The organism is Actinoplanes sp. NPDC049548 (assembly GCF_040676695.1).
Classification (GTDB): Bacteria; Actinomycetota; Actinomycetes; order Mycobacteriales; family Micromonosporaceae; genus Actinoplanes.
On record NZ_JBFAPM010000001.1, the window covers coordinates 19,653 to 43,449 of the forward strand.

At 71.1% G+C, this 23,797-nt stretch carries 16 protein-coding genes and 1 pseudogene; 7 read left to right on the forward strand and 10 right to left on the reverse strand.

Features of this window, described 5'->3' with window-relative positions; genetic code table 11:
* Positions 1 to 6: 6 nt before the first annotated feature.
* Complete coding sequence (locus tag AB0J80_RS00105; protein WP_364698626.1) at positions 7 to 2,004, forward strand: flotillin family protein; 1,998 nt, start codon at positions 7 to 9, stop codon at positions 2,002 to 2,004.
* Positions 2,001 to 6,809, forward strand: a complete 4,809-nt coding sequence (locus tag AB0J80_RS00110) for a DNA repair ATPase (protein ID WP_364698628.1) — start codon at positions 2,001 to 2,003, stop codon at positions 6,807 to 6,809. Before AB0J80_RS00105 ends, AB0J80_RS00110 begins: the two co-directional genes overlap by 4 nt.
* On the opposite strand, the gene AB0J80_RS00115 is transcribed toward AB0J80_RS00110, so the two are convergent.
* The 7 genes from AB0J80_RS00115 to AB0J80_RS00145 all read right to left on the reverse strand — a co-directional run bounded on the left by AB0J80_RS00115 (position 6,800) and on the right by AB0J80_RS00145 (position 15,738).
* On the reverse strand, positions 6,800 to 7,336 hold the full coding sequence (locus AB0J80_RS00115) for a hypothetical protein (RefSeq protein ID WP_364698629.1): 537 nt from the start codon (positions 7,334 to 7,336) through the stop codon (positions 6,800 to 6,802). The genes AB0J80_RS00110 and AB0J80_RS00115 overlap by 10 nt on opposite strands.
* Positions 7,337 to 7,429: 93 nt before the next feature.
* A complete protein-coding gene (locus AB0J80_RS00120; RefSeq protein WP_364698631.1) occupies positions 7,430 to 8,062 on the reverse strand; it encodes an ATP/GTP-binding protein in 633 nt (210 codons plus the stop codon).
* Complete coding sequence (locus tag AB0J80_RS00125) at positions 8,040 to 8,507, reverse strand: DUF742 domain-containing protein (RefSeq protein ID WP_364700105.1); 468 nt, start codon at positions 8,505 to 8,507, stop codon at positions 8,040 to 8,042. Before AB0J80_RS00125 ends, AB0J80_RS00120 begins: the two co-directional genes overlap by 23 nt.
* 46 nt (positions 8,508 to 8,553) lie before the next feature.
* Positions 8,554 to 9,024 carry a roadblock/LC7 domain-containing protein gene (locus AB0J80_RS00130; RefSeq protein ID WP_364684543.1) on the reverse strand — a complete coding sequence of 157 codons (471 nt, stop codon included), beginning with the start codon at positions 9,022 to 9,024 and terminating at the stop codon, positions 8,554 to 8,556.
* Positions 9,021 to 11,645, reverse strand: a complete 2,625-nt coding sequence (locus AB0J80_RS00135; protein ID WP_364698633.1) for a nitrate- and nitrite sensing domain-containing protein — start codon at positions 11,643 to 11,645, stop codon at positions 9,021 to 9,023. Before AB0J80_RS00135 ends, AB0J80_RS00130 begins: the two co-directional genes overlap by 4 nt.
* Positions 11,632 to 12,759: a hypothetical protein gene (locus tag AB0J80_RS00140; RefSeq protein ID WP_364698635.1), complete on the reverse strand. Its 1,128-nt coding sequence runs from the start codon at positions 12,757 to 12,759 to the stop codon at positions 11,632 to 11,634. Before AB0J80_RS00140 ends, AB0J80_RS00135 begins: the two co-directional genes overlap by 14 nt.
* Before the next feature lie 1,134 nt (positions 12,760 to 13,893).
* The gene (locus AB0J80_RS00145; RefSeq protein ID WP_364698637.1) at positions 13,894 to 15,738 is read right to left on the reverse strand and encodes a M48 family metalloprotease; all 1,845 of its coding nucleotides are present in this window, start codon (positions 15,736 to 15,738) and stop codon (positions 13,894 to 13,896) included.
* Between the two features lie 144 nt (positions 15,739 to 15,882).
* Here AB0J80_RS00145 and AB0J80_RS00150 point away from each other — a divergent pair, with 144 nt between their 5' ends.
* The 3 genes from AB0J80_RS00150 (at position 15,883) to mtnA (ending at position 19,705) form a co-directional block, all read left to right on the forward strand.
* Positions 15,883 to 16,950: a PHP domain-containing protein gene (locus tag AB0J80_RS00150; protein WP_364698639.1), complete on the forward strand. Its 1,068-nt coding sequence runs from the start codon at positions 15,883 to 15,885 to the stop codon at positions 16,948 to 16,950.
* Positions 16,951 to 16,990: 40 nt separating this feature from the next.
* Positions 16,991 to 18,661, forward strand: coding sequence for a DUF885 domain-containing protein (locus tag AB0J80_RS00155; RefSeq protein WP_364698641.1), 1,671 nt, complete (start codon positions 16,991 to 16,993; stop codon positions 18,659 to 18,661).
* Positions 18,662 to 18,742: 81 nt separating this feature from the next.
* A complete protein-coding gene (gene mtnA, locus AB0J80_RS00160; RefSeq protein WP_364698643.1) occupies positions 18,743 to 19,705 on the forward strand; it encodes an S-methyl-5-thioribose-1-phosphate isomerase in 963 nt (320 codons plus the stop codon).
* Positions 19,706 to 19,744: 39 nt separating this feature from the next.
* Here mtnA and AB0J80_RS00165 read toward each other — a convergent pair whose 3' ends face one another.
* On the reverse strand, positions 19,745 to 19,948 hold the full coding sequence (locus AB0J80_RS00165) for a hypothetical protein (RefSeq protein WP_364698645.1): 204 nt from the start codon (positions 19,946 to 19,948) through the stop codon (positions 19,745 to 19,747).
* Positions 19,949 to 20,015: 67 nt separating this feature from the next.
* Positions 20,016 to 20,513, reverse strand: a complete 498-nt coding sequence (locus AB0J80_RS00170) for a hypothetical protein (RefSeq protein ID WP_364698647.1) — start codon at positions 20,511 to 20,513, stop codon at positions 20,016 to 20,018.
* Positions 20,514 to 20,757: 244 nt separating this feature from the next.
* Here AB0J80_RS00170 and AB0J80_RS00175 point away from each other — a divergent pair, with 244 nt between their 5' ends.
* Positions 20,758 to 21,513 carry a M23 family metallopeptidase gene (locus tag AB0J80_RS00175; RefSeq protein ID WP_364698649.1) on the forward strand — a complete coding sequence of 252 codons (756 nt, stop codon included), beginning with the start codon at positions 20,758 to 20,760 and terminating at the stop codon, positions 21,511 to 21,513.
* 78 nt (positions 21,514 to 21,591) lie between these two features.
* On the opposite strand, the gene AB0J80_RS00180 is transcribed toward AB0J80_RS00175, so the two are convergent.
* Positions 21,592 to 22,707 carry a hypothetical protein gene (locus tag AB0J80_RS00180; protein ID WP_364698651.1) on the reverse strand — a complete coding sequence of 372 codons (1,116 nt, stop codon included), beginning with the start codon at positions 22,705 to 22,707 and terminating at the stop codon, positions 21,592 to 21,594.
* Positions 22,708 to 22,837: 130 nt separating this feature from the next.
* Here AB0J80_RS00180 and AB0J80_RS00185 point away from each other — a divergent pair.
* A pseudogene (locus tag AB0J80_RS00185) lies at positions 22,838 to 23,788 on the forward strand (prephenate dehydrogenase/arogenate dehydrogenase family protein); the annotation flags it as partial.
* Positions 23,789 to 23,797: the final 9 nt, after the last annotated feature.

Genomic DNA, 23,797 nt, shown 5'->3' on the forward strand with positions numbered 1-23,797 from the left:
ACCTTCATGGACGTGATCTCCACCGGATTCGGTGTGCTCCTCGCCGTGGTGCTGCTCATCGCGCTCGGCGTCGTGTTCTTCCTCAGCCGCATGTTCCGCAAGGTGGAGCAGGGCAAGGCGCTGATCGTCAGCAAGGTGCGCCGCGTCGACGTCACGTTCACCGGTGCGGTCGTGCTGCCCGTGCTGCACAAGGCCGAGGTCATGGACATCTCGGTGAAGACGATCGAGATCTCGCGTACGGGGCGGGAGGGCCTGATCTGCCGCGACAACATCCGCGCGGACATCCGGATCACGTTCTTCGTCCGCGTGAACAAGACGACCGAGGACGTCATCAAGGTCGCGCAGGCGATCGGCACCACGCGGGCGAGCAGCGAGCAGACGCTGCAGGAGCTGTTCAACGCGAAGTTCTCGGAGGCGCTGAAGACCGTCGGCAAGCAGCTGGACTTCGTCGACCTCTACACCAAGCGCAACGACTTCCGGGACCAGATCATCGAGGTGATCGGCACCGACCTCAACGGCTACAGCCTCGAGGACGCGGCGATCGACTTCCTGGAGCAGACGCCGCTGGTCTCCCTCGACCCGAAGAACATTCTCGACGCGCAGGGCATCCGGAAGATCACCGAGCTGACCGCGATCGAGTCGGTGCGCACCAACGACTTCCGCCGCAACGAGGAGAAGGAGATCACCCGGCAGAACGTGGACGCCAAGGAGGCGATCCTCGAGCTGGAGCGCCGGCAGGCCGACGCGGAGATCAAGCAGCGCCGGGAGATCGAGACCATGCGCGCCCGCGAGGAGGCCGAGATCGCCCTCGCGCACGCCCAGGAGCGGCTGCGCGCCGAGGGTGCCGCCCTGCAGACCGAGCAGCAGCTGGGTGTGCAGCAGGAGAACAAGGCCCGGGAGATCGCGGTCGCCGAGAAGAACCGCGAGCGGGTCATCGCGATCGAGACCGAGCGCATCGAGAAGGACCGGATGCTCGAGGTCATCGGCCGCGAGCGGGAGACCGAGCTCTCCACCATCGCCAAGAACAAGGAGGTCGAGGCGGAGAAGCGCTCGATCGCCGAGGTGATCCGCGAGCGCATCGCGGTGGAGAAGACGGTCGCCGAGCAGGAGGAGAACATCAAGCGGCTGCGCGTCGTCGAGGAGGCGGAGCGTACCCGTCAGGCCGTGATCATCAACGCCGAGGCCGAGGCGCAGGAGGCCCTGGTCAAGGACATCAAGGCCGCGGAGGCGGCCGAGGCGGCCGCGAAGTTCAAGGCCCGCGAGGAGCTGGTGCTGGCGGAGGCCCGGCAGCAGTCCGCCGAGCTGGAGGCCCGGGCGAAGATCCGGCTGGCCGAGGGCAAGCAGGCCGAGGCGGCCGCCGAGGGCCTCGCCGACGTGCAGGTGCGCGAGCGCAACGCCGAGGTGGTCGAGAAGACCGGCCGCGCCGAGGCCGCCGTCGAGCGCGAGAAGGCGCTGGTCGCCGCCGAGGCGATCCGCGAGAAGCTCAAGGGCGAGGCCGCCGGCCTGCAGGAGAAGGCCGGTGCGATGGCCGCGCTGGACGACGCCACCCGCGAGCACGAGGAGTACCGGCTGCGGCTCGAGATGGAGAAGGAGATCCGCCTCGCCGGCATCCACGTGCACAAGGACATCGCCGAGGCGCAGGCCACGCTCATCGCGACCGGCCTGGAGAAGGCCGACATCGACATCGTCGGCGGCGACTCGGTCTTCTTCGACAAGCTCATCGGCTCGATCACGATGGGCAAGAGCGTCGACGGCTTCGTCCAGCACTCCGACGTGGTCCAGGGCCTGGGCGCGCGCTACCTCAACGGCTCGGCGAACTTCGCCGACGACCTGAGCCGCGTCGTCGGCTCGGTCAGCACCGGCGACGTGGCGAACCTGACCCTGTCGGCGTTCCTGACCCAGCAGATCAAGGCCGGAAACGGGGACTCCGCCAAGCTCAAGGAACTGCTCGCCGCCGCCAGGGAGATGGGGCTGGCCGACGCCAAGGTTCCGGCGGTCCGGTGACCGACCAGACCCTGGATGCCGGGACGTACGAGGTCCTGCGCGCCCGCCTCGGCGCGCAGGCCAAGGAGCTGGCCGGCCGCGCGGAGGCGCTGAACGCCCGCCGGATGGAGACGTTCGGCGGGCAGCAATTGCGGCTGCTCGGCACGGAACGGGTCCGTACCGAGAACAACTGCGTGCCGCGGGACATCGTGCAGGTCGGCGGCGCGATGCTGTTCGGCTACAACGTGTTCATCGGGCTCCGCAGCGAGACCGTGATCAGCGACGTCTTCGCCGTGCACGGGTTCGCCGAGGGCAGCTTCCACGCGGCGACGCTGCCCGGCCTGCTCGACGACCCGCAGTTCCAGCGCGACTTCGCCGAGCTGTACCGCTACTACCGGGAGACGCACCTCCTGCAGCTGCGCCGGCTGGAGGGGCTGCTCCTCGCGGTCTTCCAGACCGGCGCCCGCGCCGACGACCTCAAGGTGCTGCGCTGGAAGGTGGACACCGACGGGTCGGTCGCGTACGTCGACAACCGCGGCGAACGCGACCACGTCTTCCCGCCGTCGCACGACTTCGAGTGGACGCTCACCACCCGCGAGCAGCACGTCCTCGGCCGTCACCCGCACGTGTCGATCGAGGACCAGGTGTTCGTCGAGACGGTCGGCGGCACGCTGACCGTCAAGGTGGAGAACAACACCGAGGACGGGGAGGGCATCTTCTCCGAGCCGGTCGACGAGCCGCTGCAGAGCCTCGCCGACGGGGAGATCGCGTACGCCCGCATCGGCCCGCTGATCCTGCTGCGTGTGCTGCCGTACAAGGAGACCACGCACCGGTATCTCGTCTTCAACACCCGTACCCGTGACGTGGTCCGCCTCGACGGGATCGGCCAGGCGTGCCAGCGCCTGCCGGAGGACCAGGGCATCATCTTCCCCGGCGGCTACTACCTGGCCACCGGCATCGCGAAGACGTTCGACGCCGACGTCGCGGACCTGGAGTTCGAGCGGGTCGTGCGCTCGGTCAACGGCGAGGACGTGCTGTACGTCTTCCACGCGCGGGCCGCCGGGCGTTACCTGCTGCTGCCCTACAACGTGATCCGCAAAGAGGTCGCGACCCCGATCCCGTGCCACGGCTACTCGCTGTTCGACGACGGAACCCTGGTCGCCTTCCGGGCGGCCTCGGACGAACCGACCCGGGTGCACCCCATGCAGGTGTGGCAGACGCCGTACGTCTCGGACACCTTCGCCGCGGCCCAGCCGGTCGGCACCGGCCCGCTGGACCGGGTGGGCAACGCCGATCTGGTACGCGGCATCGCGGACGCCCTCTCGGTGTCCCGCATGGTCGACGAGATGACGCCCTCGGGCGCGGTGTTCGAGGCGATCATCGCCGCCTGCACCCGCCTGTTCGACCAGTACCACTGGCTGACCGACCCGGAGCTCGAGGAGCTGAGCACGCCGCTCGCCGAGGTGCGGGCCACCGCCGAGCAGGTCCTCGACGAGTTCGAGTCGGTGCAGGAGCTGACCGCGCAGGCGACCGCGGCCGTCGACGAGGCCGGCGCCGCCACCACGTCGCTGATCCGCCGGGCCCGCGGCGAGGTGCCGACCACCACCGACGCCTGGATCCGCCAGCTCGCCGCCCTGCGCCAGGCCCAAGGCAAGGTCGTCACCCTGCGCGAGCTGCGGTACGTCGACACCGCCCGGCTCGACGCGATGGGCGCCGAACTCTCCACCGAGGTCGACTCCACCGCCCGCCGCGCCGTCGACTTCCTCCGGCGCGAGGACGCCTTCGCCGGCTATCAGCAGTCCGTCGACCAGCTCGTGGCGGATGCGGCGGCCATCGCCACCGTCGCGGAGGCCGCACCGGTCGCCGAGCGGCTCGCCGAGCAGGCCGACGGCCTCCAGGTCGTCACCGAGGTGGTCGGCGGCCTCGACATCGCCGACGCGACCGTGCGGGTCGGCATCCTGGAACGCATCGGCGAGGTGCTCGGCGGCGTCAACCGGGCCCGGGCCACCCTGGACGCCCGCCGGCGCGAGCTCGCCGCCGTCGAGGGCCGCGCCGCGTTCGCCGCCGAGTTCGCGCTGCTCACCCAGTCGGTCACGGCGGCGCTGGCCGCCGCGGACACCCCCGAACGCTGCGACGAACAGCTCGCCAAGCTGATGCTGCAGGTGGAGGCGCTCGAGTCCCGGTTCGGCGACTTCGACGACTTCATCGAGCAGCTCGGCGCCAAGCGGACCGAGGTCTACGAGGCCTTCGCCGCGCGCCGGCAGGCCCTGCTCGACGAGCGGGCGCGGCGCGCCGACCGGCTCTTCGACTCCGCCCAGCGCACCCTCGCCAGCGTCCAACGGCGGGTCGCCACGCTCGGCACGGTCGACGACGTCAACACGTACTTCGCCACCGATCCGATGGTCGGCAAGCTGCGCAAGGTCGCCGACGAGCTGCGTACCCTCGGCGACACGGTCCGGGCCGAGGAGCTGGAGGGGCGCGTCAAGGCCGCGCGGCAGGAGGCCGGCCGGGCCTTGCGCGACCGGCTCGACCTCTACGGCGCCGACGGCAGCACGATCACCCTGGGCCGGCACACGTTCGCGGTGAACACGCAGGCCATCGACCTGACCCTGGTGCCGGACGGCGACGAGCTGGCGTTCGCGATCACCGGCACCGACTACCGGGCACCGGTCCGCGACGAGGACTTCCTGGCCACCCGCCCGTTCTGGGACCAGCCGCTGGTGTCCGAGGCCAAGGACCTGTCCCGCGCCGAACACCTGGCCGCGTCCCTGTTCGCCGAGAATCCGACGGCACTGCCGGACGACACCCTTGGTGATCTGGTACGCCGGGGAGCCGAGTCCCGCTACGACGAGGGCTACGAGCGCGGGGTGCACGACAGTGACGCCACGCTGATCCTCGGCGCGGTGATCCGGCTGCACGCCGCCGCGGGCCTGTTGCGTTACCCGGCGCCGGTCCGGGCGGCCGCGCAACTCTTCTGGGCCGGACTGCCCGCGGCCGAGCAGACGTCCTGGTCCGTACGGGCAGCTTCGCTCGTCCGGGCCCGGGAACTGTTCGGCGCCGGGCAGGACCTCGCCGACCTGTGCGACGCCCTCGCCACTGCGGCCGGTGCCGACCGCGTGGTGGGCGAGTACCTGGTCGAGGAGCTGGCCGCGACCCCGGCCGGCTTCGTCACGAGCGCTACCGCCCGGACCTTCCTCGACCGCTTCCACCGGGCACTCACCGCAGGTCCCGCCCGCAGCTACGCCGACGACCTGCGCGCGCTCGAGGCCGACCCGGCCGCCCGCAAGCAGCTCGTGCACGCGTGGCTGTCGGCCTACCACCGGGCCAACCCGGACTCCGGCGACGTGAGTGACGTGGCGGAAGCCGTCGCCATCGAGCTCACCACGCTGACCCGGTACGACTCCGCGGCGGCGGTGAGCGAAACCGTGTCCGGGCTGCTGTCCACGCACCCGCGGATCGTCGACGGGCGGCTGACCGTACGCCTGGACGAGTTCCTGGCCGCCACCCGGCGGTTCCGCGAGGAGCGGGTGCCCGCGTACCGGGCGTACCAGAAGAAGCGGACCGCCCTCGCCCAGGCCGAACGGAACCGCCTGCGCCTGGACGAGTACAAGCCCGGAGTGATGTCGGCGTTCGTGCGCAACCGGCTGCTGGACGAGGTCTACCTGCCGCTGATCGGCGACAACCTCGCGCGGCAGCTCGGCGCCGCCGGCGACAACCGGCGCACGGACCAGTCCGGCCTGCTGCTGCTGATCTCACCGCCCGGCTACGGCAAGACGACCCTCATGGAGTACGTCGCCAACCGCCTCGGCCTGGTGTTCGTCAAGGTCAACGGCCCGGCGCTGGGGCACGAGGTGACCTCGTTGGACCCGGCCGAGGCGCCCGACGCGACGGCCCGGCAGGAGGTCGAGAAGATCTCCTTCGCCCTGGAGATGGGCAACAACGTCCTGCTCTACCTCGACGACATCCAGCACACCTCACCCGAGCTGCTGCAGAAGTTCATCTCGCTCTGTGACGCGCAGCGGCGGATGGAGGGCGTGTGGGAGGGCCGGACCCGCACGTACGACCTGCGCGGCAAGCGGTTCGCGGTGTGCATGGCCGGCAACCCGTACACGGAGAGCGGCACGCGCTTCCGGATCCCGGACATGCTCGCCAACCGGGCCGACGTCTGGAACCTCGGCGACGTCCTCAGCGGCCGGGAGGAGGCGTTCGAGATGTCGTACCTGGAGAACGCCCTCACCTCGAACCCGGTGCTCGCGCCGCTGTCCGCCCGGGACCGGGCCGACCTGCCGCTGCTGGTCCGCCTCGCCGAGGGCGACGACTCGGTACGCCCGGACCGGCTCAGCTACGCGTACTCGGCCACCGAGCTGGAGCAGGTGCTGTCGGTGCTGCGCAAGATGCGGCGGGTGCAGCGGATCGTGCTGCGCAACAACCAGGCGTACATCGCCTCGGCCGGCCAGGCCGACGCGTCACGCACCGAGCCGCCGTTCAAGCTGCAGGGCTCCTACCGCAACATGAACAAGCTCGCCGAGCGGATCGTGCCGGTGATGAACGACGCCGAGCTCGAGGCCGTGGTCGACGACCACTACCTGGGCGAGGCGCAGACGCTGACCACCGGCGCCGAGGCCAACCTGCTCAAGCTCGCCGAGCTGCGCGGGCGGCTCACCCCGGAGCAGGCCGCGCGCTGGGCCGACGTCAAGGCGGCGTACCTGCGGGAGAAGGCGCTCGGCGGCGCCGAGGACGACCCGATGACCCGGGCCGTCGGCGCTGTCGGCCTGCTCGCCGACCGGGTCGGCGCGGTGGAGAAAGCGATCCGCGGTCAATCCTGAGCGCGCAGTAGCGAGGGGTCTTCGCGGAGCAGGGCGGCCAGACGCTTGGCCGCCAGCTCCGTCTCCTCCTCGCTGACCCGCAGCGGGACCGGCTCGGGCAGCGGCGTGGGCATGGGCGGGGCGGGCGGACGCTGCTGCGGCACCGGGGGCGGCTCCTCGTAGCGGTGCTGCCCGCGATCCTGGTAGGTGATCCGGCGGGTGTCCTCGCCACGGTCCGCGTACGGCTCCGGCTCCGGGTCGACGTCGATGACCTCGACATCCTGCGGCTCGGCCCGTCGGGCGACCGAGTTGTCGGCGTTGACCTGCACGATTCCGTCCTCGACGGCGAAGTGCAGCAGCACCGGGTCGCCGGCGCCCTCGACACCGACCGTCACGGCGAGCTCCGGGTTGCGGCCCACGACCGCCGCGATCGCCTCGACCAGCTCCGTCACCGCCGGCGGGGTGCCCGTGGCCTCCCCGGCGGCGCGTCGGCGCAGCTCATCGCGGCGCGCCAGCCTGTCCAGCGCGTCGTCCAGTCCGCCTCGCACGTCACCGTCCTCCCGTCAACGCAGTCGCCCCGTACAACTGTGCCCGCTCGATGGGCGGTTTGAAAACCTGTACGGAACGAATCGGCGCACACCTTACGACGAACGTATCCGCATGGCCTTGTCGAGGGCCTGGTCGAGCACCACGAGCAGGGCATCTCGCACCGAACCCCGGAACCGGGCGTCGAACTGCACCACCGGCACATCGTCACGGATAGCGAGCGCCCAGCGCACCTCGTCGAGGTTGTAGCCGAGCTGCCCGTGGAACGTGTTGACGCCGACGACGAACGGCAGCCCGGCGCGCTCGAAGTAGTCGACCGCGGGATAGCAGTCGTCGATCCGGGACGTGTCGACCACCACGAGCGCCCCCAGGGCACCGCGGACCAGGTCGTCCCACATGAACGAGAAGCGGGTCTGCCCGGGCGTGCCGAACAGGTACAGCTTCAGCGTCTGGTCGATGGTGACGCACCCGAAATCCATGGCGATGGTCGTGGTCGTCTTCGTGCTCGCCTGGCCCGGATCGTCGACCCCGACGGACGCCGAGGTCATCTCGGCCTCGGTCGTCAGCGGCGAGATCTCCGAGATGGCGCCCACGGTGGTGGTCTTGCCGACGCCGAAGCCGCCGGCCACGATGATCTTGACCGGTACCGGCGGTGACGTCCGCTGCGGCACGCCGGGTACGCGCGCGGTGCCGACGACGCGGCGGTCAGGAGATGGATCGAAGCCCACGGATAACTCGCATGATGGTCTCGGGGTCGGGGAAGTCGCTCTCCAACACGTGAACGTCAAGGTGTCCGGCGGCCCGCAGGTCGCCGACCAGGATCCGGGTGACGCCGAAGTGCATCCGGAGCCGGGCCGAGATCTCGGCCACCGACAGCGGCTCGCCGCAGAGCTGGACGATGGCCCGCTGCTCGGGCGAGAGCCGCGCGCTCGTCGCCCCCGGAAGGGCACTGACCTGCGTCTCCAGCCCGATGCCGGCGTCCTGCCCGGCGACGCGGCCGGACGTGATGACGAACGGCCGCAGCGCCGCCGCCTGCTCGCCGGGCGGATCCCCGGGCGGGGGCCCGGGAGGCGGGGCCGGCGGCGGCGTGAACCGCGCGCCGGGACCCGTGTTGCGCAGGAACGGCCGGACACCGGGTGCCGCCGGCTCGTCGGGGTCGGCCGGGCTTCTCATGGAGATGTTCACGACCTTCCTCGACGTGCGCTGCTTCGGCTGTTTCCTACTGCTGGACGGCGTTCTTCAGCTCGGCGATGAGGCGCGGGCTGAGGGCGCCGCCGGCACGGGTCGCGAACAGCGTCATCTCGTACGCCAGCGTGCCGAGGTTGGCCGTCCGGTCCGCGATCACGCCGAGCACCGACCCGGCGCTGATCGCGGTCACCAGCAGGTAGCCGTCCGCCATGTCGATGATGACGCGGTTGAGGCTGCCCAGCGCGTACCAGCTGGCGGCGCCGCCGGCCAGGCTGGTCAGCCCGGAGACGACCGCGGCCAGGCGTTCGGCGTTCGGCCGGTCCTTGATCGCCGACATCGCCATCAGCAGACCGTCCGAGGAGACGGCGATGGCCTCGACGACGCCGGCGGTGCCGGACGTGAACGAGTCGAGCAGCCAGTTGAAGGTCTTCGCCTCCGCACTGAGCTGCGACTGCGCATAGTCGCGTCCGTTGCCGGTGTCAGTGGAGTAGGGGGAAGTCATCGCGGTTGTCCTTCGGGTTGTGGCTGGGTTTCGTGCAGCGCCCGGGCTACGCCGTACTCGAACTGCTCCATCAGGGCCCGGGCGGCTTCCGGATCGAGGGGTTGGGCCGGCGTGGCCGGCGGGGTCGGGTTCATGGGCTCGCTCACCGGCAGCGTCGCGCCCGGCACCCGCCGGGTCAGCGGCGGATGACCCACGGCCGGCGGCGCGGCCATGTCCTGCTCGATGACGTCCCACTGGGCGCGGGACACGCCCGCCTCGAAGGCGTCGAACGCCTCCCGGGCCGCGATCGCGTCGTCCGAGGTGGGCGGCGCGGTCGGCAGTTTCGGTCCGGTCTCGGCCGGCAGCTGGCTGCCGGGAACACGGCGGCGCAGCGGTGCCGGTGCGCCGTTGTGCGCCTCCGGGCTCGTGCGCTGCTGCGGCACCTGGGCTTCCAGCACCACCGCCGGATGCTCCGGCTCGACGTACCGGCCGGCCGAGGGCAGCTCCCGCACGGTCGCCGGGAACCGTCCCGCCACCGGCGTGGCCTCGTACGCGGCCGGGACGGCGCTGGGCGCGGCTTCCAGCTGCGGAGCGGTCGGGCGTACCGCGAAAGCGTTCCAGGATCTCCCCGCCTCCAGCGTGCGGGTCGCCCGGTTGAGCACGCCGGCGTCGAAGGGCTGGGCGCTGCCCGGCACGTGCCGGGCCGACCCGCCGGAGATCAGGGGAGCGAACTCGGCATGGCTGCTGGGTACGGTCGCCCGGATCGGCGCGAGCTCCGCCGGCAGCGGCTCCGGCCGCGGCACCAGGTGCGCCGGGGCGAGATCCACCCAGGCCGTCACGCCGCCCTCGGCGGTGTCGGTCAGCGTGACCTCGATGCCGTGCCGGCGGGCGAGGCGGCCCACCACGAAGAGCCCGAGCACCTCGGTGGGTGCCAGGTCGAGGCGCTCGCGGCGGGTCAGCCGCGCGTTCTCCTCGGCCAGCCGCTCCGGCGGCAGGCCGAGGCCGCGGTCCACGATCGCGAGGCGGGCGCCGCCGCGCAGCTCGAACGCCGTGACGGTGACCCGGGTGTGTGGCGGGGAGAACGACGTGGAGTTCTCCATGAGCTCGGCGAGCAGCAGCGTCAGGTCGGCCACGACGGCGGGCACGACCACCAGCTCCTCGGGCACCTCCACGTCGACGCGCGTGTAGTCCTCGATCTCACCGAGGGCCAGGCGTACGACGTCGGAGAGCGCCAGCGGTGCCATGTGGTCGTTAGCGCCAGCCCCACCGGAGAGCACGACCAGCGAGCTCGCGTTCCGCCGGAGCCGGCTGGACATGTGGTCGAGCCGGTACAGCTCCCGCAGGCGGTCGCTGTCGGTCTCCCGGCGCTCCAGGCTGTCGATGAGCGCCAGCTGCCGTCCGACCAGGTTCTGGGTACGCCGCCCGACGTGCCCGAACATCTGGGCGACGTTGCGCCGGCCGGCAACCTGGCGCTCCACCAGCCGGACGGCGGTGGTCTGCACCCGGTCGAACGCCTTGGCCAGGTCGCCGATCTCGTCGCGGGCCGCCACGTCGACGGGGTCCAACCGGATCGGCCGGACCGCCTCGGCGTCGTCGTCCGCCACCCGCTCCAGCTCGGCCTCGGCGGCGCGGGCGATCCGATCCGCCGAAGCGGTGAGGCGTCGCAGGGGCCGGGCGACGGCCCGGGCCATGAACAGCGACAGCGCGACCACGAGCAGCAGAAGCAGCAGCGAGCCGCCACCGACCAGCGCGGCCGTCCGCAGCGCGGAGTTGCGGTTCTCGGTCACGGCCGTGTCCACGTCCTGGGCGACCCGCTTCTCCACGAAGCCGCCGAGAACGATGACGGACCGCAGAGAGGGGAAGACCGTCTGGATGTTCAGCCGCTTGACCGCCGCCTCGGGATCGGTGGCGGCCTCCACCAGGAAGCGCGTTCCGACCCGGGAGGCGAAGGCGTCCTGAGCGCCCAGGTACAGCTTGTACTGCGCGTCGGTGAAGTACGGCCGCGCGTTGATGATGACCAGCTGCAGCTGCACCAGGGTCGAGTAGAAGAGCCGGACCAGCCCGGCGTTGCGGGTCACCACCGCCCCGGCCAGATAGCCGGACGCCTGGCTGATCATGTCGTCGCTGCGCAGGGCCTGGTCCAGCGCGTACACCTGCCGGCCGGCGGAGGTGTTCAGGTCGGCCCGCTTGGTGAGCGCGAGGTTGTCGATGATCGAGGTGATCACCGACGTGTAGTCGGTCACGATCACATCCGGGCGGATGGTCCGGTTGATCACGCCGGTCCGGGTGGCGGAGAGCTTCGCCGCGCCGTCGATCGCCCTGGTGAGCTCGTCCGACACCGGCACGTCGAGGTCCTTGAGCGCCTGGATGCGGTCGGTCGCCTTGGCGCTCTGCACCGCAAGCTCGGGCGCCTGCACCAGGCCGAAGAGGTAACCCACCGACAACAGGCGCTCCTCCTGGAGCTCCTGGACCGCCGAACCGACCTGGGTGGCCAGCCGCACGGTGTCGGAGGTGTCCTGCGCGTCCCGAGCGGCGCCGACGCGGTTGCCGACGATCGGCACGGCAAGGGCCACAACCCCGATCAGAGGTACGAGGACGAGCAGCGTCAGCTTGCCGAGGATGCGGAATCTACCGAACAGCACTGGTCCACTCCCGTTGCCTGGAAGCCGGGCTGCCGGCTTCTCCGCTGCCCGGTCTGCCGTTGGTCTCCGTCGTGCCGCCGGGAAGAACGGTCAGGTCGCGTGTGGCCTCGCCCGGGACCCGCGCCGTCTTGCCGGGCCTGCGCCGGCCGGTCAGCGGTACGACGATCGCGGCGAGGGCCAGCAGCACGGCCGCACCGGCAGCAGCCAGCGCCTCCGCGGTCCGGTAGTCGAGGGTGTCCAGCCGATCGTCCAGCAGCCGCGACATCTCACGCGTCGTGATGCCGGCGAGATTGGTCAGCGCCACCTGCAGGCGGCTCTCCGCGGTCGCCATGGTGGCGGCGTCGGGGGCCCCGCCCGGGTTGGCGCCGCTGGTCAGCAACTCGGCACCGCGGCGGAAGGAGTCGAGCCCGGTGACGAGGTTGCCGCTCAGCGTCGTGCTGCTGGTGTCGTCGACGGCCGCCTGCAGATTGTCGGTGAGCCCGTTGACGGAGGTGTTCACCTGCAGGACGGCGGCGCCGAACTGCGGACCGAGCTGAGCCTGCTGCTGGGCGTTCGCCTTGGCGACGAGCTGGCTGAGGTCGGCCATCCGGCCCATGTGGACGATGGCCGCGGGGAGGTCGGCGGCCACCGCCTGCTGCAGGTGCGAGATGTCGTTGTCGGGATCGCGAGCCAGCTCGGAGTTGTTGCGGACGGCGCCGTAGAGGGCGAGAGCCAGATCGGTGACCTCGACGTGGGCCTGGAAGGTGGCGAGCGGGCCGCCGGTGACCTTGGGGAGCGCGTCGATCTTCTGCTTCAGCCCGTTCCACCGGTCCCGGGTCCGCAGCTCACTCCCGAGCCGCTGGTCCACGGCACCGACGGCGGCGACGGCGGCGGTCAGCGAACCGGACGGGGCGCTCGTGCCGGAAAGCGTCGCGGACTGAGCCTCGCCGAGAGCGCTGACGAGCGGGCCGAGCGCGGTGATGTACTCGACGCCCTTCTGCTCGAGTCGCGCGCTGTCCCTGCGATCCTCGACATCCGCCCACACTCGACCGAACAGGATGCCGGCCGGCACGAGTATCAAAACCGTCAGAACGACCACGAGCGCCGAGCGCATCCGGGTCCGACGGTTATTCACCGAAGCTGACATTGCCCCATTCCTCCACCATGCGACCGCCTTCGACCGATCTGGCGGCTACCCTCCGTAGCCGTGCGGGCGCACCAATCCGGGTCAATCTATCCGGGAAATAATCATGCGACCCCTTTCTTAGGGTCAGAGTTGAGTCGTCTGATCGGGGGATGGACCTCCTGGGATCGCCGGGTGATAGGGGACCTGGCTCCTCCGCAAGCCTCCATCGAACCCGCTGGTTGCGGACTTGCCGGGGGTGGGCGAGAGTGCGGCGCGGCGGGGAGCGCTCTTTCGCACTCGATTGGCTATTTCCTGCCTGACTGGGCTATAGTGTCGCGCTCAAGAATCGGTTACTGCACGGTAACAATAACATCACGTAACGGAGTTCGGCCGCCCGGCGTGGTTTGGAGTATTTGGCCGCTATCCCATGGAGTGGACGCATTGGTGGGAACGTCCGTTCGGTGGAGGGTGGGCGTGGTCGCGCGCGGAAATGGCCCTGTTCGGCGCTGAATTCGAGCGGAAGGCGCGATTTGCGCCTCGGTGGATAGGAGGGGCGGCGGTCGGGCTTACCGTCGCGAAGTCGGTTCCGTTGCGCCGCCGCTCTTGGCTGTCGGGCGGTGAGATTCGGCCGCCTTCTCGGTCGTTGGCCGGCGGGTTCGGCCGGGTTCGCGACGGTGGTCCGCCAGACTTGACGGATCGAAGCGCCTCTATGGCGGCCGGTCCGTCCGGCGGCACCCCGCCTTCGCCGAAGGCATGTGCGGCGTGGGGACTGGGCGCTGCTCCCCAGGCATTGGCGAGCCTGCGCCGTTCGCGGCCGCGGGTCGTCCGGATTTCGATCCGGTGCTCTGCTCCGTGCCGGTGCGCCTTCGCCGTAGTGCGGTTGCTTTACCGGACGAGTGTTCGCTGTCGCGGCTGGCTGCGCGGCGCGTCAGCCGCCCGTCGCCTTAGCTGCCTGCGAATGCCCGCCTGTCGCTGGCTGCCCGCCGCTGCCTGCCGCGGGTCCCCACCCGCGCGGGCCCGCCCGCCACCCGCGGTCATTAGCCGCGCCGCCCGTCGCTGGCGGTTGTTAGCCGCGCCGCCAGCCGCCCGCGGCCCGCGGCCGCTCACAGTCGTCCGCCCGGCGCTAGCCGTCGTCGGGGGCGGTCAGTTGTCGGGGGAGTGGCCGCCGAGTCGGTCGAGGACTTCGAGCAGGGTGTCGCGGCTGTCGCCGAGTTGTTCTCCGGTCCAGCGCTCTTCCATGGCGATGACCGTGCCGTCGTGCAGGTGCAAGTCCGCTCGGGTCGGCGTGCGCTTGGTGATGGTGCTTGCGCGTACCTCCTCGAACGGCAGGAAGCGGTAGGTTGCCGCGAGCTGCTCGATCGGGGCTGATGACAGCAGTTCCTGCAGTCGCTTCTTGCCGTTGTCGGTGGACTTCGGGCCCGGCACGAACAGGAAGCCGCGGTCCAGCAGGATCAGGTCGGTGTGCGCGCCGTCGACCTTGAGGTTGGCCAGGGCGGCGATGACGTCCGAGCCCTTCGCCGTGGCCTTGCGCTCGACGATGCCGGCGGCTTCGACGCGGACGCCTCGCCCGGCCAGTCGCGCCCGGGCCTCTTCCAGGGTTTCCGGTGAGACGGCCAGCTTGGCGATCTCTTCGAAGTCCAGTTCCGCGCCTTCGGCGTCGGTCAGCCGTGCCGGGCCCGACCACGAGTGCTGCCAGAAGGCCGTGCCCGACCGGATGGCCGCCAGTGCGAACAGCATGTCCATGAGGCCGGCGAACCTGACGGCCGCCTCGTCGCGGTCGGTGTCCGGGAAGAACTCCTCCGCCAGCTCGCCCAGGCGTCCGGCGGCGACCAGGGCGAACAGCGTGCCGAGGTCGGGGTCCGGCGTACCGGTGAGACGGCCCAGCGAGCGGAACAACCGGTCGGCGGTGCGCTGCAGCCGCGCAGTGGCCGCTGCGGCGGTGAACTGGGGCCACGGCAGCACCCGGCGATCGGCTACGTCGACGACCTCGCGCTGCAGGGCGATGCCGGCCTCGTGGACCGACGGCAGCAGGGCCGCCGCGGGACGGCCGTCCACCGGGTGCGGCTGCTGCGGTGCCGCCCGCATCACCGCGATGCGCTCGGCGGTCGACGGGTGGGTGTCCCAGCGCGACTTGTGTTGCTCCGGCTCCTGGTCGCGCACCTCGGCCAGCTGGTCCCCGCGGGCGGCGAAGAGCTGCCCGAAGCCGCCGAAGACGTCGTCCGGCGCGTACCCGGCTTCCCATCCCGGCGCGACGTACCGTCCGAAGTAGAAGTCCCAGGCCGCGTCGATGACCGGAAGCTCGCGCAGCGCGGACATCGCCACCTCCGGGCCGGCGACGCGCACCGAGGCCCGGTCGGCGTCGAGCTCCTGCCGCCGTGAGGCGGCGTTGTCGACCAGGAGGTAGAGCCGCGCATAGCCGCGGAACACCATGCCGACCGGGTTCCAGCGTCCGATGCGGCTGATGGTGCCGCCGATGGCGAGGCGGCCCCGGTACGCGACTGCGCCGAGCCGGGTGTGACGGCCGGAGTAGTGCCCGAGCTCATGGGCGATGACCGACCGGAGCTGGTCGACGGTCAGCGCCTGCACCAGCGGCATTCCCAGGTAGAGCCGGCGCCGGCCGCCGATGAGGCCGAGCAGCTTGGTGTCCTCGCTGACGGCCGCGTTGACCTCGGGCACCAGCCGGATCTCGTCGGGCGAGCGGGTGCCGACCTCGGTCGCGAGAGCGTGCACCGTCTGCCACAGCTCCGGCGCGGCCTGTGGGGTGACGACGAGCCCGTGCATCGGCTCGGGCTGGGTGCGGATGGCGCGCCACAGCCCGACGGCCGTCGCACCGACGGCGAGCAGCAGCGGAAGTCCCAGCTTGAGGCCCGCCGCGGTGTGGTGCGACATCGCGGCCCAGACCACGAAGGCCAGGACGGCGGCGAGCTGGATCAGTGCCACGACATAGAAACCGAGCAGCATCACCACGGACGCGGCAGCACGAAACATCGGTGGTTCCTTCCCCCATGACGCCGTGGGTCGGGGCCCGCGGCGCGAGGAAGATACCGGTATCGATCTTGGTCAGGCAAGCCCCTTCGGCGCTGCCTGTGGACAACCGCGAAAATCGCCGATCACGGGCCTACGCTGGGCGGCATGGCATCCCGTGACCCGGCCGCCGACCTGCGGCGCATCGCGTTTCTGCTGGAGCGCGCCAACGAGGCGACATACCGGGTGAAGGCCTTCCGATCGGCTGCCGCGACGGTCGCCGCGCTGCCTCCGGCGGAGCTTTCCCAGCGTACGGAAGAAGGCACGCTCGCCAAGCTCCCCGGCGTGGGTGACGTGACCGCCCGCTGCATCACCGAGTCGCTGAGCGGCGAGGAACCGGTCTACCTGCGCAGGCTGGAAAGCACCGAGGGCACCGACCTCGTCGGCGCGGCGGCCGCTCTGCGCGAGGCGTTGCGCGGCGACTGCCATGCCCATTCCGACTGGTCGGACGGTGGTTCGCCGATCGAGGAGATGGCTCTCGCGGCGGTCGAGCTCGGGCACGAGTACCTGGTGCTCACCGACCATTCGCCACGCCTGACCGTGGCTCACGGCCTGACCGCGGCCCGGCTTCGCAAACAGCTCGACTACATCGACCGGCTCAACGACGCGCTGCCGGAGGGCTTCCGCATCCTCACCGGCATCGAGGTCGACATCCTCGCCGACGGCTCGCTCGACCAGGAGGACGAGCTGCTGGCCCGCCTGGACGTCGTCGTGGGGTCGGTGCACAGCGGGCTTCGTGACGAGTCGCCGAAGATGACCCGCCGGATGCTGGCCGCGATCGCCAACCCCCACCTCGACATCCTCGGGCACCTCACCGGGCGCAAGGTGTCCGCGGCCGGCGAGGGCGACCAGGCGCATCGCCGCGCGCGCACGCGGCCGCCGAGCACCTTCGACCTGGAGAAGGTGCTCGCCGCCTGTGTCGAGCACGACAAGGCCGTGGAGATCAACTCGCGGCCGGACCGCCTCGACCCGCCCAAACGCATGCTCACGGTCGCGGTCGAGGCCGGCTGCCTGTTCAGCATCGACACGGACGCTCACGCGCCGGGACAGCTTGACTGGCAGCGGTTCGGGTGCGAGCGAGCGGCGCTCTGCGGCGTACCCGTGGACCGGGTGGTGAACACCTGGACCACCGACCGCCTGCTGGCATGGACGGCCGGCCACTCGCCGGCGGAATAAGGACCCGCGTTTTGTCGGAGGTCTCCCGTAGGGTCGGCGCGTGGGACAGATTGATGACCTCGCCAACCGCTACGTGGACGAGTGGGCGCCGCTCAACCCGACCGGCGCCACCTTCATCGGCGTGCCCGGCTACGACGACAAGCTCGACGATCTGTCGCCGGAGGGCGTCGACGCGCAGGCCGACCTCGTGCGCCGCACACTGCTGGAGCTCGACCCGCTCGAGCCCGAGACCGAGGCGGAGCACGTCGCCAAGGACGCCATGCAGGAGCGCCTCGGCCTCGACCTGGTCCGCTACGAGGCCGGTGACACAGCCAGCGAGATCAACGTGATCTCCAGCGCCCTGCACGGGCTGCGCATGGTCTTCGACCTGATGCCGATCCAGGGCGAGGAGGCGCTGGCCAACATCTCGGCCCGGCTCGGCGGCTTTCCCCGGGCCCTCGAGCAGTACAAGACCAGCCTGCTCCACCAGGCGAACAAGGGCAACGCGAGCGCGCGCATCCAGATGATCGAGGTCGCCGAGCAGTGCGACGCCTGGACCGACCCCGCCCGCGACAACTTCTTCCACAGCCTCGCCGACGGCCTCGGCGCCCAAGGTGCGCTCCTCGCGGAGCTGCAACGCAACGCTGCCGCGGCCACGGCGGCCACCGCCGGCTTCGGACAATTCCTGCGTACGGAGCTCGCCCCGCTCGGCCGCGACAAGGAGGCGGCGGGGCGGGAACGGTACGCCCGAGCCTCGCAGTACTTCCTCGGGGCCCGGATCGACCTCGAAGAGACGTACGCGTGGGGTTTCGAGGAGCTCGCCCGGCTGGAGCGCGAGATGCGCGCGGTCGCCGCCGAGATCGAGGGTCCCGGCGCCACCGTCGACCAGGCCGTCGACGTGCTGGACGCCGACCCGGCCCGCCGCATCCCGGGCAAGGAGGCCTTCCGCGACTGGATGCAGGCCACCGCCGACAAGGCGATCTCCGAGCTGCACGGCACGCACTTCGACATCCCGGCGCCGGTGCGGACGGTGGAGGCGTGCCTGGCCCCCACCAGCGACGGAGGCATCTACTACACGTCACCGAGCGAGGACTTCAGCCGCCCCGGCCGCATGTGGTGGGCGGTCCCGCCGAACCAGACGGAGTTCTCGACCTGGCGCGAGACGTCCACGGTCTACCACGAGGGCGTGCCGGGCCACCACCTGCAGATCGGCCAGACCATCTACCGCGCCGACCTGCTCAACCGCTGGCAGCGCCTCCTCTGCTGGTGCTCGGGCCACGGCGAGGGCTGGGCCCTGTACGCGGAACGCCTCATGGACGACCTCGGCTACCTCGCCGACCCGGGCGACCGCCTCGGCATGCTCGACGGCCAGGCACTGCGCGCGACCCGGGTCATCGTCGACATCGGCATGCACCTGGAGCTCGAGATCCCCCGCGACAACCCGTTCGGCTTCCACCCGGGCGAGCGATGGACCCCGGAGCTTGGCTACGAGTTCCTCCGCCAGCACTGCCGCATGCAGGAGGACGTGCTGCGCTTCGAGTGGAAGCGATACCTGGGCTGGCCGGGTCAGGCGCCGTCGTACAAGGTGGGAGAGCGGATCTGGCTCGAAGCGCGGGAGGACGCGAAGGCGCGTAAGGGCGCGGAGTTCAGCTTGAAAGAGTTCCACCGCGATGCACTGAACCTGGGGGCGTTGGGGCTGGATCCGTTGCGGAAGGCGCTAGCTCGCCTCTGAGCCGTCGAGGGTGCGCGCAGGGCGTGTGGGCAACGGGTAGCTGGACAGGGGACTCGGATGGGCGTGGATAGGCTGCCGCTCATGCGGACCATTGACTGGGTTGACGGCGCTGTGGAGCTCATCGACCAGACCGCTCTGCCCGGTGAGCTGCGGATGCTGCGGGTCACGGGGGTCGCCGAGCTGGTCGGGGCCATTCAGTCGCTGGCGGTTCGGGGTGCTCCCGCTCTGGGGGTGGCCGGGGCCTTCGGGGTGGCCTTGGCGGCTCGGGAGTTCGCGGGAGATGCCGAGGGGCTGGCTCAGGCCGTACGGGATGTGGAGTCCGCCCGGCCCACCGCAGTCAACCTTGCCCGGGGTGCGCGGCGGGCCGCCGCGCGGCTGGATGACGGGTTTGCGGCGGTGCTCACCGAAGCGTGTGCTGTGCGTGACGAGGAGATCGCTGCTTCGGAGGCGATGGCGGGCCTCGGGGCCGACCTGCTGGTCGAGCTGTGCGGCGGGCGGCCCCGGGTGCTGACGCACTGCAACACCGGCGGGCTCGCCGCCGTCGTCGGCGGTACGGCGCTGGGTGTGGTGTTCGAGCTGCAGCGGCGAGGGGCGCTGGCCGGGGTCATCGCGAGTGAGACGCGGCCCCTGCTGCAGGGTGCCCGGCTGACGGCTTGGGAGCTGGAACAGGCCGGCATCGAGTTCCGGGTGTCGGTGGATTCGGCGGGACCGTTCCTCCTCGCCCGCGGCGAAGCCGACGCCGTCATCCTCGGGGCCGACCGGATCTGCGCCAACGGAGACGTCATCAACAAGGTCGGCACGTACGCGCACGCCCTCGGGGCCCGGCGGGCCGGTGTGCCGTTCGTGGTGGTGGCGCCGGAGTCGACGGTGGACATGGAGACGCCGGAGGGCGCGGCGGTGGAGATCGAGGATCGCGGCGCCGCCGAGGTGACGTCGTTCTCCGCGGCGGTCAATCCGGCCTTCGACGTCACGCCGCACGATCTGGTGACGGCGATCGTGACGGATCGGCGGGTCATACGCCTGGACCGCGGCGAAACGCTCTGACCGCTGAGCGGGCCGGAAGCCGCTGAACCGGGCGGAGGATCAGTTGGACAAGCGGCGGCGGGAAGCGATCAGCTCGCGGATCCTCGCGCCGCGGAGGCGCTGGGGCTGGCTGTGCTCGCGGGCCGACTTCGCGTCGGCCAGAGCGGCGAGGAGCTCGAGCCTGCGACGGCGACGATCCGGGTCGAGTCGCTGCGGTACGTGGGCCATGAGGCCGAGACTGCCGAGCTGTTCGGCGTTCGTCAAGGCCGAGTGCGTTGCGCCACGGAGACAGTACTGATCGTCGATCACAGACGCGTGCAGAGCTGGACATTCACCACAGCGGCCAGTCGTTGGTGGTGATCCATCTCGCACCGACGAAACCGGCGGCGATCGATAGAGCGAGGCCGCTCGTGAGGGCTACGCCGACGGCTACGCCTCGATCGCCGACCAGGGTGAGGAAGGCTGCGACGAACCAAGCCGAGATCGCGGCTGCCACGGTCCACCAGGCGTAGCTGAACAGGTCTCGGCCGAGGCTGCCGAAGAGGGCGAACCAGAGCGCCGCCGCGGCCAGGCCGGTGAGGAGCGGGGCCGTGCGGATCGGGTGAGGTTCGCGGTAGACGGGCCGCGGCGGCGGGAACGGGAGCGCCGGTGCGGAAGGCGGGAATGCGAGCGCCGGCGAGGCAGTGGGCGGGAACGACGGTGAGCCGGAGGGCGGGAGGGGGCGCGCCGGCGAGGCGGAGGGCGGGAACGGGGCCGCCGGTGCGGCGGAGGGCGGCAACCATCCGGGCGGCGGGCTCGTCTCCGCCCACCCTCCGTGCTGCTCGGCCATGCCATTCCTCCCGGTGTTGATGGCTACGCCCAACCCTATCCACCGTTCCGCGGTCCGCGAGGCAGGACGACTGGAGGCTGGGTGGCGCTGACCACCGGAGGGTGAGCGACGCCACTCACGAGGCCGGCGACCCGGTCGTGGAGTCGGATTCGGCGGGCGTAATCGTGCGCCTTCGGGAGGGGGATCGAGCGCGGTCGACGGGCGGGGGCCTGCGGAGTTCGGCGACTTCTGCCAGGATGGCGCGGTGGTTTCCCTGCGTACCCTCTCGGTCCTGACCGTTGCCGCGCTCTCGCTGGCCGCTTGCGGCTCGCCGGAGAGTGGGTCGTCGGCGGACGCGACGCCGCAGTTCGTGGAGCCGTCGGCTACCGCTGCCGCGTCGTTGACCGCGCCTGCTTCGGCCGCGCCGCCCGCCGCCGCGGGCAAGGTCAGTGTGGCGCCCTCGCCGGAGAAGACGCCGAGCAAGAAGCCGGCTCCGGCCACCGCGCCCACGAGCGTCAAGTACGTGTTTCCGGTGAAGGCGTCGAACGTCGCTTTCCACCCGACGCACTCCAAGTACCCGGCGACGGACATCTTCGCCGACTGCGGTGAGAAGGTCGTCGCTACGACCAGCGGCGTCGTGCTCGAGATCAGCCTGAAGGACGAGTACGTCAAGGGGCGTCCCGACGGGCCCCTGAACGGCGGGCTGTTCGTGTCGATCCTCGGTGACGACGGCGTGCGGTACTACGGGTCGCACCTCAGCAAGGTGCAGACCGGCATCAAGGCGGGCGTCCGGGTCAAGGCCGGCCAGCAGCTCGGGAAGGTCGGGCACACCGGCAACGCCAACGGGGTGTGCCACCTGCACTACGGCATCTCGCCCGCCTGTGCGAAGACCGGTGACTGGAAGGTGCGGCGCGGCGTGATCTGGCCCGCGACCTACCTGACCTCGTGGCGCAACGGCGGCAGCAAGAGCCCGGTGGCCAAGGTCAAGGCCTGGAAGGCCGCCCACAACTGCCGAGCCTGACGCGACCCGCCGGCGGCCGGGAGACGTGCACAGGGCCGCATCCTCGCCCAGGATGCGGCCCTGCTGTGTGGTCCTGTCTCAGCTGAACTGCGCGAACCTCTTCTGCGACGCCCCGTTGATCGTCGTGAACGCCCCGCCCGTCGCGAACGCACCGATCGTCGTGTCGGACGCCATGGTCAGCACCCCCTCGATGCCGTTCATGTTCGCGGTCCAGTCGCGCAGGTGGCCGTCGTCGAGCGCCAGCGCCGCCAGTTTGACGCGGTCGTCCGAGCCGTCCAGGCAGACGCCCTGGTCTCCGGTGCGGGCGGTGCGGCAGGCGTGGTCGAAGTGGCCTCCGACGTACACGGTGTCGCCGAGGGTGGTGACCGCCTGGGCGTCGCCGTCGAAGGTGGCGCTCCAGCGCTTGCTGCCGCTGAGGGTGTACGCGGCCGCCGTGCCGCCCTGGCCGCCGTGTGCGGTGTAGACGCCGTCCGAGGTGAGCGCGATGGCGAAGACGATCACTGCCGGCTTGGGCTTGAAGCTCGTGACGATCGAGGCCGAGGACGGGTCGAGGGCTACCAGGCGGTCGTACCCGCTGGTGCTGTTGACCTTGTGGAACTTGCCGCCGACGTAGACCCGGCCGCCGCCGGTGGCGAGCGCCTCGACCTGGTCGTCGACCGTGGGCTTCCAGGCGGTGTCGAGCGCGCCGGAGGAGAGGTCGAAGGCCGCGAGCCGGGTGCGGACCTGGCCGTTCACCTTGGTCAGGGTGCCGCCGACGTACAGGCGGCCGTTGGCGGCGGCGAGGGCGTACGGCTTGCCGTCGATCGCGTGCTTGAAGGTGCTGGAGACGGCTCCGCTGGTGGCGTCGAGCCGGGCGAGGCTGTCCCGCTTCTGCCCGCTGACGTACCCGAACTCGCCGCCGATGTAGACCGACGATCCGCTCACCGCGATCGCTTTCACCCGCGCGTCGGCGGTCGGCGCCCAGGGCAACAGCTCTCCCGTGTACGCGTTGACGGCGGCGAGCCGGCCGCGCGCGTAGCTCTTGCCCTTCACGATCGCCGAGGTGAAGTCGCCGCCGATGTAGATCGTGCTGCCCGAGTACGCCACGGCCAGCACTGTCCCGTTGAAGCCCGGCACGGCATCCGACGTCTCCGACGGTGCCGCCTGGGCGGGTGCCGCCGTGGCGAGGACCGCGCCGAGGGTCGCCAGGACCACCGTGCACTGCTTGCGAAGTTTGCCCCTATACGTCACATGCCGAACGTAACCGCATTGATGCGGGTTATCTAGTGACGAAACGGACTAATCCTCACATGACCGTACGGCTGATGCGGGTCGGTGTGCGAGAGTCACCGGCGTGAACGTCGCGGTCATCGGTCTGGGTCTCATCGGCGGCTCGCTCCTGCGTGCCCTCTCCGCCCGAGGTCACCAGGTGACCGGCTACGACATCGGCGCCGACACGCGGAAAGCCGCTGCCGAGCTTCCGATGGTGCAGATCGCGGACAGCATCCCGGCCGCCGCCGAGCGCGCCGACATCGTGGTGCTCGCCGTCCCGCTGCCGGTCCTGCCCCCGGTGATCGACCAGCTCGCCGGCTTCCCCGGCCTCGTCACGGACGTCACGTCGGTCAAGGTCCCGGTCCGGGACATGCTCCGCGGCCGCCGGTACGTGGGCGGTCACCCGATGGCGGGCAAGGCGGAGTCCAGCTTCCTCGCCTCCGACGCGCACCTGTTCGACGGCTGCGCCTGGGTGCTCTGCCTCGAACCGGAGACCGACCTGGCGGACTGGCTTCGTCTGGCCGGCCTCTTCACCGCGCTCGGCGCCCGGGTCGTGCCGGCCACCGCCGACGAGCACGACGAGGCGGTGGCCCGGATCAGTCACATCCCGCACCTGCTCGCCGCGGCTCTGACGAACCTGATCGACGGGCATCCGCTCGCCGGCGCGCTCGCTGCGGGGTCCTTCCGCGACGGTACGCGGGTAGCCGCCACCCGCGCCGAACTGACAGCGGCCATGTGCGGGGGCAACGCGGCCGCCGTACGCCGGATCCTGCCCGCCGTGCTCTCCGACCTCGAGGCCTATGCGGGGCGTCTGGCCGAACCGGATCCGGTCGAGGCCTTGACGCCCCTGCTCGAGCGGCCGGGGGAGCTGCGACGCCAGTGGCCGGGGGCGGTGGGCGTACCGGTGGAAGTTGATCCTGATCGGGATGCTCTTCTGGCGCTGGGACGCGCGGGCGGCTGGGTGACCGGCGTCGGCCCGAAACTGCCGGGAATGCGGCCGAGAACTGACCGCAATGGCTTCTAGGCTCGAAAC

Coding starts and splice junctions, on each gene's coding strand:
- AB0J80_RS00105 (WP_364698626.1), top strand. CDS start 7: ATGGACGTGATCTCCACCGGATTCGGTGTGCTCCTCGCCGTGGTGCTG.
- AB0J80_RS00125 (WP_364700105.1), bottom strand. CDS start 8,507: ATGAGAAGCCCGGCCGACCCCGACGAGCCGGCGGCACCCGGTGTCCGG.
- AB0J80_RS00130 (WP_364684543.1), bottom strand. CDS start 9,024: ATGACTTCCCCCTACTCCACTGACACCGGCAACGGACGCGACTATGCG.
- AB0J80_RS00145 (WP_364698637.1), bottom strand. CDS start 15,738: ATGTTTCGTGCTGCCGCGTCCGTGGTGATGCTGCTCGGTTTCTATGTC.
- AB0J80_RS00150 (WP_364698639.1), top strand. CDS start 15,883: ATGGCATCCCGTGACCCGGCCGCCGACCTGCGGCGCATCGCGTTTCTG.
- mtnA (WP_364698643.1), top strand. CDS start 18,743: ATGCGGACCATTGACTGGGTTGACGGCGCTGTGGAGCTCATCGACCAG.
- AB0J80_RS00170 (WP_364698647.1), bottom strand. CDS start 20,513: ATGGCCGAGCAGCACGGAGGGTGGGCGGAGACGAGCCCGCCGCCCGGA.